Origin of the sequence: Pacificibacter sp., from assembly GCF_039769035.1 — a bacterium.
Lineage (GTDB): Bacteria > Pseudomonadota > Alphaproteobacteria > Rhodobacterales > Rhodobacteraceae > Celeribacter.
This window is the reverse complement of the sequence record NZ_JBDMZG010000108.1, coordinates 1-9,539: the sequence shown is the minus strand read 5'-3', so window position 1 is coordinate 9,539 and position 9,539 is coordinate 1. Positions and strand designations below refer to the sequence as shown.

Sequence of the window (9,539 nt, the reverse complement as noted above, 5' to 3'; positions counted from 1 at the left end):
GCTTACAGCGCATCTCAGAGGCTAATCTGAAGCACGGGCGGCAGACGAAAGAAAAGCTGGCAGCCCAGCGCCATGCGGCAAAGGTCGGGCGTCGGGTTCTAGGTGAGTTAAAGCGGCTTGAGCGCCAGCTCGAGGATGCGGGGCTTATGCCTGATGACGATTAAGGGTTTACCGCCAAACGAATGACTTCAGGGCTGGTTTTGAAGTAGCGAAATGGAGAGTGTTTTGTCATTTACGGACGCTACAAACCCACCCTGCCCGCTTCAACCAAGTTTAATCTGACAGTACCTTCATATTCGTTTCCCTCCAGCTTATTGAATTTGTTTAAAACATATACCAAAGTTGTAGGGCTGGTCTATTTCCCTCAAAACTGCCAACATGACGTAAAAGCTACTCTAGAGAGGGATGTTATGAGCAAGTTTATTATCGCGCCGCACATGCGCTTGCATGAGTGGATTGCTGTCGAGAAAGGCTATTTTGTTGAGGTCGGTCTCGCATATGAGTTAGAAGATCAATTGCTGTCTGCCACAGGTGATCGCCACGATCTCGGGGATCGCGTTGGAGCGTATCAGACCTTTGAAAAAGGGCGTACTTGTGACGTCAGTTCAGCGTGCCATTGGACAGTCAACGTCGCGGCTGCGTCGGGTCATGGCAAGCTATATGCGAACGCATATTCTGTCTCGCCCTGTGGGATCTTCGTTCCAAATGACAGTGATATCGAAACGCCTGAAGATCTCGCAAATGTGCCAATTTCAGTAGGTTTCCAATCGGGCAGTCACTATTCGACTATCCAAGCCCTTGAGCCATTCTTGTCGCATAACGAGATCAATCTCAGCTTTGCTGATGGCCTCCTTTTCAAGCGGATGGAGAACCTGATCGATGGAGTTGTGCCTGCGGTCAGCTTGTTCAGCGGGCCTTACTATTTCATGGAGCAATTGGGATATCGCAAAGTGCTCGATACCTCGTTCATGATGGCGGCAATGGTCTCAGAAGATGCAGAACTTGAAGATGTTGAAAAGTATTTCAGCGCGCTGCGTATGGCGCAAAAGGACATCGATTTGCGCCAAGAGCTTTACACGCATTACTATCGCAACGAATTCCCAGAGCGCTTCAAAGATCAGATGGATACGCGTCTGTTCGGACCTGGTGAGCGCATTGTGTTTGAACCTTATTCGCGTGAAATCTTTGATAAATCGCGGGAATGGATTGCCGAACGTAACATCTTTGAAGATGGGCTTGGTGAGCTGACCTACGAGGAGTCTATCGTCGCGTCAAAGATGGCAGAACCAGCAGAGTAAAATCCGCGTACTCGAAAATCAATTAACAAATGCATTGATTTAACGTACAGGTTCAATGCACTATTTATAGATAAGGCTCTCCGACCGCAAACGAGTCGGCATCGTAATGGGCCATCTGACACAACGATTCAGGGAGAAATCTATGTATAGAAGAAGCCTTTTTGGCCTTGCAGCAGCGTTAGCTGTCGCCGGCACGTCCTTGTTTGCTCAGGATATGATCAAGATCGGTGCGATTGCACCTAAGACTGGCCCGCTTGCGGGTGGCGCTGTCGTAACACAGTGGCCCAACGTGCGCCTTTGGGTGGAAGAAGTGAATGCACGCGGCGGTCTGGACGTTGGCGGCGAAATGAAGATGCTCGAATTGATCGAGTATGACGACAAAACCAATCCTGGCGAGCACATCAAACTGGCGCAGCGTCTTGCGACGCAGGACAAAGTTGATTTCGTGGTTGCCCCATATGGTACTGGTTTTAACATCGCGACCGCGCCGATCTATGGCAAGTTCGGCTATCCGATGATTGCGGTCTCTGCGATCACTGACAAGATGGAAGAGCTGACAACGCGCTATCCAAACCTGTTCTTCACGCTTGGGACCACGACGGCCTTCGTGGACGGTGTAAAAGAGATCCTGATCGAGCAACGTGACGCTGGTGAAATCGGTAACGAAATCGCGATGGTCAATGTGGCTGACGCCTTCGGTATTGAGCTTGCTGATCGCGCACGCGAGCTATTCGGCGAAGCTGGTTTCGACATTGTCTATGACAAGTCTTACCCTCTGGGCACACCAGATTTGAGCCCTGTAATGAAGGGTGCCAAAGAGAGTGGCGCAAAGGCGTTCGTTGCTTGGTCCTACCCACCAGACAGCTTCGGACTTGCCGAGCAGGCGATTATCGAAGACCTCGACGTAAAACTTTATTACTCTGCAGTTGCGACGAGCTTCCCAGCGTTCAAAGGCGCTTATGGCAACAAGATTAACAACGTCTTGGGTGCTGGCGGTACCAATGTGGATAATCCAGCGATCGCGGCCTACCGCAAAGCACATATGGATATCACGGGCAAAGTCGCGGACTATTGGGCATCCGCCAACACATACGCGTCTTTGCAGATCCTAGAACAAGCGATTGTTGGCGCAGCCACGCTCGATCGTGAAGTTGTCACTCAGTATATCAAGGACAACTCGTTTGAAACGGTGATGGGCGAGCTGAGCTTTACCAACAACTTCTCCAATACCTTCTGGTCCGTAGGCCAGTGGCAAGATGGCGTCTTTCGCGGTGTGAAGGGATCTAACGTGATCGGCGCGGTACCTGTGCGCGCAAAAACCGGTTGGTCTGATTAAAAAGAACTGGCACGGGCGGGGACTTTCCCGCCCGACCACTCTCGGGAGATCTAATGCTCGACATACTCGTTTCCGGCCTGCTTTTGTCAGGCACCTATGCGCTTGTCGCGATGGGTCTGAACTTGCAATACGGCGTTGCACGGATCATGAACCTCGCCAATGGCGAGGTGTTGGTCTTGGGGGCTTTGGCTGCGTTTTGGCTTTATACAACGGCGCAAATCAGTCCGATCCTCACGGTTATTCTTGTGATCCCCGTCGCTTTTATCGGCAACTGGTTGATCTATCGTTTCCTGCTGACGCCTCTTGTGCGCCGCTCCAAATCGCAAGGCGCGCTTGAGGTTGATAGTATCCTCGCCACCTTTGGCATGTCGTTCATTTTTATCGGCATCATGGTGTCGATTGAGGGCGGCTTCTTCTTTTATAAATACCTAAGCGAGCCGATCTCCATTTTGGGATCCACCACATCGCTGAACCGCCTCGTCGCTTTCTTGCTCGCGGTACTGATCGCCGCCGCGCTCTATATTTGGCTGCATTACTCACGCCCCGGCGTTGCAGTGCGCGCGGTGTCTGTGTCTACAGAAGCCTCTGGTCTTGTGGGCATCAACGTGCCACGCGTTTCGGCTTTGACTTTCGCATTGGGCGGCACCATCACCGCCGTAGGCGGCGCGTTGATTTCGACCTTCATCACGCTAGACGCCTCAATCGGTGTAGTCTTTACGCTCAAAGCCCTGATCATCGTCATCATGGGCGGCGTGGGCGAAATTCGCGGCGCGATTGTTGCGGCGATCATCCTTGGCCTTGTGGAGACAGGTGTCGCCACTTTGGTTGATCCAGGCCTGACACTTGCTGCCGCCTATTTCATCTTCGTTATCATCCTGTTGTTCCGCCCCCAAGGCCTGTTCGGGAGACGTGCAGTATGAATCCTGCAACCGTGCAAGAGCTTATCTGGGCAGGTGTGCTTGTCGCGCTCGCTGCGTTCTGGCCGATGATGTCCAATGGCTATTGGCTCGGGATTGGCGTGGATGTGATGATGTACACGGCGCTTGCCACATCGTGGATGCTATTCTCTGGCCCGACGCATTATATATCGCTCGCCTCTGCTGCGTTCTTCGGGGTTGGTGGCTTTGTCGTTGGCTCTGGGATGAGCGATTATGACGCGAGTTTCTGGTCGATGCTGGCGCTTTCTGCGGTCATCGGCGGTGTGCTTGCCGCGCTGATCGGACTTGCGACGCTGCGTTTGTCTGGGGTCTATTTCGTTATATTCACGCTGGGTTTAGCAGAAATGATCCGCAATCTGGTGAGCTGGGTGCAGAACAATTTCCTCGGCTCGCGCGGCCTTTATGTTCTGACGGAATTCACCGATGCACATCTTTATTGGATGCTGCTTCTGACCGCGGGTTGCGTCTACCTGCTGGGATGGATAATCAGCCGTTCGCGTCTTGGCTTTGCGCTGCGTATTATTGGCGGCGATGAAACCGTCGCGCGTCATGTTGGCATCAACACCGCCATGGCCAAGGTAATCCTGTTCACCACCACTGGCGTTTTCGGTGCCATCGTCGGAGCTATTATCGCCCCGCGTTGGAGCTACATCGAACCCAATCAAGTCTTCTCCCCGCAGCTGAGTTTCTTCGTCGTCATCATGGCGCTTTTGGGCGGCTCAGGACGGCTTTGGGGGCCAGTGGTTGGCGTGATCCCGTTTTTGTTGATCTGGAACTGGGTCGATTCAAACTTCCCTAATCAGTCAATCTTGGTTCTTGGCGTTGCTTTCTTGGTGATCGTCTACTTCCTGCCGCACGGTTTTGTCGGACGGATCGAACAACTACGCGCGCGCGCAAGGGGGCGTTAATGAAGCAGGCCGGCGCAGTCCTTTCAGTCAAAAATATCACTAAACGCTTTGGTGGATTGGTGGCCGTTTCGAACATGTCGTTCGATGTGGCCGAACATGAGATGGTTGGCATCATTGGGCCTAACGGCTCTGGCAAGACGACGATGATCAATATGATCTCAGGGGTCTTTGCCCCTACGGATGGTCGGATTTCGCTACGTGGGCGTTTGATCTCTGACGCGGCTCCGCAAATTATCGCCCGCGAAGGAGTGGGGCGCACGTTTCAATTGGTGCGTTTGTTGCCAGGTCTTTCCGTTTTAGAAAATGTTATGGCAGGTGCAGTTTACGGCCACAAACGCCGTTGGGGTCGGGAAGCCGAAGATTTCGCGCATAGCGTTTTGGAGCGTGTCGGCATGGACGCGATGAGCCACGCGCCTGTGTCCTCGCTCACCTACATCGATCAAAAACGCGTCGAGCTGGCGCGCACATTAGCTGGCGAACCCAAGGTTTTGTTGCTGGATGAATGGCTCGCGGGGTTGAACCCAACCGAGCTTGAGACAGGAATTGAGCTGATCCACAACCTGCGCAATGAGGGCCGCACTATCGTGATGGTCGAACATGTGATGGACGCGATCCGCTCGCTGTGTGATCGCTGTGTGGTCATGTCATCAGGTGCTAAAATCGCCGACGGCACAACCGATGATGTGCTCTCTGACCAAGACGTGATCCGCGCTTATCTGGGGGATGACGATGCTTGAAGTCACCAACCTCTCTGCGGCCTATGGCCAGCATCCATCGCTGAATGATATATCAATCAAGGTGAACACGGGCGAAGTTGTCGTTATCCTTGGGGCAAATGGCGCTGGCAAATCGACGCTGTTACGCGCGATTTCGGGGATTTGTGAGGGCAAGGTTTCAGGTGACGTGACGTTGAACGGAGAGAGCCTGACAGGCCTGTCTTCTGACGCAATCGTCGAAAAAGGCGTGGCGCTTGTACCGGAAGGTCGTGGGATCTTTGGTGATCTCACAGTGAAAGAGAACCTGCTGCTGGGCGCATATTCTGCCGGTGCACGCGAAACGGAACGCGAAAATCTTGAGCGCGTTTTGATGCAATTCCCTAAGCTGCGCGAACGGCAAGGCCAGATCGCGCGCACAATGTCGGGGGGCGAACAGCAAATGGTTGCGATTGGCCGCGCGATCATGTCTGCGCCTGAGATTTTGATGTTGGATGAACCCTCCTTGGGTCTGTCGCCGCTACTGTGCAAAGAGCTGTTTCAGAACCTGACCCGTGTGAAAGACCTTGGCATCGGAGTGCTGTTGGTTGAGCAGAATGCAAAGCAAAGTCTCGCAATTGCGGATCGTGGATACCTTTTGGAAAACACCCGAGTCACCCATGAAGATACGGCTGCGCGCTTGGCCAATGACCCCGCGGTGCAGCGGGCTTATCTCGGTGTGGGCAGCAAGACTTCGGCAAGTCCATCGACGCGCTCCACTCCTCTTGTTGAAGTCACAAAATCAACCAAGCCGACTGGTAATCCCACGCCACGCCGCAGTGCGGATCAACAAATTGGCGGTTCCATTGATGATCTGGTCGCGGTGGCGACAAAGACCTCTGCAGAAGCACCGCGAGGTTCTGCGCCAAAGACAATGGCAGCCGCACGTCAACTGGCGAGCTCCACGATCGAAGTGGTATTGAAAGACATCGAACAAGCCGCAATGAACGCCCGTCGCCGGGCACCGCGCGAGCCGCGTGCATCCATTCCATCCAAGGCCGTGACAGAGCAAACCTCAGCGCCGCCTCCCGTCATTGAAGTCTACAAACGCCCACGCGTCGAGGTTTACCGCCGCCGCCCATCGGGCCAGTTCGAAAGGGATTGATGTGTTAGACATGACCGCCTCCGCCCCCGCGATTAAAGGGATTTATATCGATGGTCAGTGGCATCAAACGCCGCGCCAGTTTGATGACATTAACCCAAATGACGGCGCGCTTTGGGCGCGCATTCCTGACGCCACGGGGGCCGACACAAAACGCGCGATTGATGCGGCGCAAGCGGCCTTTCCAGCCTGGGCTGCGCTGAAGTTTCAAGAGCGCGCTGATCTGATGCTTAAGGCCGCAGAGATCATCGAACGCCGCGCTGGTGATTATATCCCTGCTGCCCAGTTCGAAGGTGGCGGATGGTATGGCAAAGGGGTCTATGAGACCAAGGTCATGCCAGAAATGTTCAAAGCTGCCGCCGCCGCGTGCTATACGCCGATTGGTGAAGTACTCCCCTCGCTACATGGCAAGGTCTCCAACGCCGTGCGCACGCCCATGGGCGTGATCGCGATCATCACGCCTTGGAACATGCCGGGCATTTTGGCGACGCGCCCCTTTTCAGTGCCGATGGCGATGGGTAACACGATTGTGCTGAAACCCTCTGAGGATACGCCTTACCTGGGCGGTTTGTTCTTTGCGGAAGTCATGGAGGAAGCCGGCGTGCCGCCCGGTGTTTTCAACGTCATCACCTGTTCGCGTGATAATGTGGCCGAGGTCGGAGATGAGATGGTCGACAACCCTAAGGTCAAAGGAGTGGCCTTCACTGGTTCTGCTGCGGTGGGTCGGCGCATCGCTGCAAAATGTGGGGCGCATCTAAAAAAGGCGTGTATCGAGCTTGGCGGCAAAGACAGTCTTATCGTCCTTGAAGACGCAGACATGGAGCGCGCGACATCCTCTGCAAGCTTTGGCGCGTTCATGCATCAGGGCCAAATCTGCATGAGCGTTGAAAAGGTGTTGGTGCAAGAAAAGGTCTATGAAGAGTTTATGAAAGGCTTCGTTGCGCGCGCGTCTAAACTGAAGACGGGCAATACCGCTGACAAAGCCAATGTGATCGGCCCATTGATTAACGAACGTCAAGTGGAGCGCGTGAAGCACCAGCTTGATGATGCCGTCGCGAAGGGTGCCAAAATCGTGCTTGGCGGTGGTGTCAATGGACAGTTTGTGGAGCCTACGATTGTTATCGATGTCACCTCCGACATGGACATTTGGCGCGATGAGACCTTTGGCCCTGTCGCTGTGGTCACCACGTTCAAGACCGACGCCGAAGCGATCGCGATGAATAACGACACGGAATATGGTCTGTCAGCGGGCATTATCAGTCGCGATGAGTACCGCGCCATGGACATCGCGCAGCATTTGGAAACGGGCATGTGCCATATCAACTGCTCACCTATCAACGACGAAGCCCACGCACCGTTTGGCGGCACCAAAGCCAGCGGCTTGGGACGCTATGGCGGTCGATGGTCGCAAGAAAGCTTCTCTGAAACGCGCTGGATCACGCTGGATCGTGGCCAAAAACAATATCCTCCGGTGTTTTGAACATGAAAGATATAGTAAAAGGCAAACGCATTTTGGTGACGGGCAGTTCCTCAGGGATCGGTCTTGAGACGGCCCGCCTGCTGTCCGAACAAGGGGCCGAAGTTTTGGGCGTCGATATCAATAAGGGCTTCGATCACGTTGATGAGTTCTACCGTGCGGACCTCTCAGATCCGCGCACCATTGATGCCCTGATTGATGTGCTGCCAGAAGACATTGATGGGTTGGTAAACAATGCGGGGCTTCCGCCAACGCAGCCTGCCAATCGATTGTTGTTGGTGAACTGGCTGGGGCTGAAGCGTCTCACCCATGGACTCATTCCGAAACTAACCGATGCAGCGAGCATCGTGAATGTCGCCTCGCTTGCAGGGCATGGCTGGCCGAATGCGGTTGATGCGATCAAAGCGGCGGAGCATCTGGATTACCACAATCTTGATGAGTTTATCGAACGCTGGAAAGTGTCATCTGAGGGCGGTCGCAGCTACTTCTTTTCCAAAGAGTTGCTGATCACATGGACCATGCAGAACCGCTGGACGTGGCGCGATCGCGGCATTCGCATGAACGCGGTCAGCCCGGGGCCGGTGGATACGCCAATCCTAGCCGACTTTATCCAAACGCTCGGCGCGCGTGCGACAGAGGACCGTGACACGATGGATCGGCCCGGCACACCCGAAGATATTGCCCCTGTGATTATGTTCCTTTTATCGGACATGACACAGTGGATCAGAGGTTTCAACATTCAGGCCGACGGTGGCATGGCGTCAAATCTGACCTGCCGCGCGCACGGTTTATAGGGAGGGGAAAAGATGGGGCTCATTGGCTGGATCATTCTCATAGTCATTCTTTTGGCAATCATCATCGCACTTGCTGCTTGGTGGTATGAGCGGGGCAACAACGAAGTGTCGCTTTTGCGGACTGGCGTAGGGGGGCGTCGCGTCGTGATCGATGGCGGCGTGCTTGCGATCCCCTATTTCCACGAAATCAGTCGCGTGAATATGCAAACTCTGCGCCTCGATGTGGATCGACGCGGAGATTCATCCTTGATCACGCAAGATCGCTTACGTGTCGATGTTGGCGCGGAATTCTACGTCTCTGTCATCCCTGACGAGGATTCAATCACACGTGCGGCGCAAACCCTTGGCAAGCGCACGTTTCAACGAGATGAGCTGCGCAATTTGATCGACGGTATGCTGGTCGATGCTTTGCGCTGTGTTGCGGCACGTATGTCGATGGATGAGCTTCATGAGAACCGCGCGCAGTTTGTTGGTGAAGTGCGTGAAGGGTTGAAAGACACGCTTGCGCGCTACGGACTGCAACTCGATAGCGTGTCCTTGACCGGTCTCGATCAAACACCATTTTCATCTTTGGACGAGAACAATGCATTTAACGCGGTAGGAATGCGCAAACTGGCAGAGGTCATTGCAAAATCCAAAAAGGAGCGTGCAGAGATTGATGCAGACAGCGAGGTGTCGGTGCGTCGCGCGTCTATGCAAGCCTCGCGTCAACGTCTTGAGATTGATCTAGAAGAACGCCGTGCAGAGATCGCGCAGCAACAAGAGATCGAAACACTCGCCGCCGCTCAGATCGCAGAAGTTGCGAAACGTAAAGCCGAGAGCGAGCGCGCGGCGACAGAAGCCAAGATTGACATGGAACGCTCAATCCAAGCGGCTGAAGTAGAGCGGGAGCAAGCGCTCTCTATTGCCGAGCAAGATCGCGAGATTGCAATTT

Annotated in this window: 9 protein-coding genes; all 9 read left to right on the top strand. The window is 54.1% G+C overall.

The window, feature by feature from the left end; translation table 11 throughout:
• The first annotated feature begins 410 nt into the window (after positions 1-410).
• Entirely contained in the window at positions 411-1,298 is an 888-nt protein-coding gene (locus tag ABF287_RS09975) for a hypothetical protein (RefSeq protein WP_347184859.1), read from the top strand.
• Between the two features lie 142 nt (positions 1,299-1,440).
• Positions 1,441-2,634 carry an amino acid ABC transporter substrate-binding protein gene (locus tag ABF287_RS09970; protein ID WP_347184858.1) on the top strand — a complete coding sequence of 398 codons (1,194 nt, stop codon included), beginning with the start codon at positions 1,441-1,443 and terminating at the stop codon, positions 2,632-2,634.
• 53 nt (positions 2,635-2,687) lie between these two features.
• Positions 2,688-3,554: a branched-chain amino acid ABC transporter permease gene (locus tag ABF287_RS09965; RefSeq protein ID WP_347184857.1), complete on the top strand. Its 867-nt coding sequence runs from the start codon at positions 2,688-2,690 to the stop codon at positions 3,552-3,554.
• Entirely contained in the window at positions 3,551-4,480 is a 930-nt protein-coding gene (locus tag ABF287_RS09960; RefSeq protein ID WP_347184856.1) for a branched-chain amino acid ABC transporter permease, read from the top strand. Before ABF287_RS09965 ends, ABF287_RS09960 begins: the two co-directional genes overlap by 4 nt.
• Positions 4,480-5,217, top strand: coding sequence for an ABC transporter ATP-binding protein (locus ABF287_RS09955; RefSeq protein WP_347184855.1), 738 nt, complete (start codon positions 4,480-4,482; stop codon positions 5,215-5,217). Before ABF287_RS09960 ends, ABF287_RS09955 begins: the two co-directional genes overlap by 1 nt.
• Positions 5,210-6,337: an ABC transporter ATP-binding protein gene (locus ABF287_RS09950; protein ID WP_347184854.1), complete on the top strand. Its 1,128-nt coding sequence runs from the start codon at positions 5,210-5,212 to the stop codon at positions 6,335-6,337. Before ABF287_RS09955 ends, ABF287_RS09950 begins: the two co-directional genes overlap by 8 nt.
• Before the next feature lie 10 nt (positions 6,338-6,347).
• Positions 6,348-7,814 carry an aldehyde dehydrogenase family protein gene (locus ABF287_RS09945; RefSeq protein WP_347184860.1) on the top strand — a complete coding sequence of 489 codons (1,467 nt, stop codon included), beginning with the start codon at positions 6,348-6,350 and terminating at the stop codon, positions 7,812-7,814.
• Between the two features lie 2 nt (positions 7,815-7,816).
• Positions 7,817-8,605: a coniferyl-alcohol dehydrogenase gene (locus ABF287_RS09940; RefSeq protein WP_347184853.1), complete on the top strand. Its 789-nt coding sequence runs from the start codon at positions 7,817-7,819 to the stop codon at positions 8,603-8,605.
• Positions 8,606-8,617: 12 nt separating this feature from the next.
• The coding region (locus tag ABF287_RS09935) for an SPFH domain-containing protein (RefSeq protein WP_347184852.1) at positions 8,618-9,539 on the top strand (922 nt) is incomplete at its 3' end.

Coding starts and splice junctions, on each gene's coding strand:
- ABF287_RS09975 (WP_347184859.1), top strand. CDS start 411: ATGAGCAAGTTTATTATCGCGCCGCACATGCGCTTGCATGAGTGGATT.
- ABF287_RS09970 (WP_347184858.1), top strand. CDS start 1,441: ATGTATAGAAGAAGCCTTTTTGGCCTTGCAGCAGCGTTAGCTGTCGCC.
- ABF287_RS09965 (WP_347184857.1), top strand. CDS start 2,688: ATGCTCGACATACTCGTTTCCGGCCTGCTTTTGTCAGGCACCTATGCG.
- ABF287_RS09960 (WP_347184856.1), top strand. CDS start 3,551: ATGAATCCTGCAACCGTGCAAGAGCTTATCTGGGCAGGTGTGCTTGTC.
- ABF287_RS09955 (WP_347184855.1), top strand. CDS start 4,480: ATGAAGCAGGCCGGCGCAGTCCTTTCAGTCAAAAATATCACTAAACGC.
- ABF287_RS09950 (WP_347184854.1), top strand. CDS start 5,210: ATGCTTGAAGTCACCAACCTCTCTGCGGCCTATGGCCAGCATCCATCG.
- ABF287_RS09945 (WP_347184860.1), top strand. CDS start 6,348: ATGACCGCCTCCGCCCCCGCGATTAAAGGGATTTATATCGATGGTCAG.
- ABF287_RS09940 (WP_347184853.1), top strand. CDS start 7,817: ATGAAAGATATAGTAAAAGGCAAACGCATTTTGGTGACGGGCAGTTCC.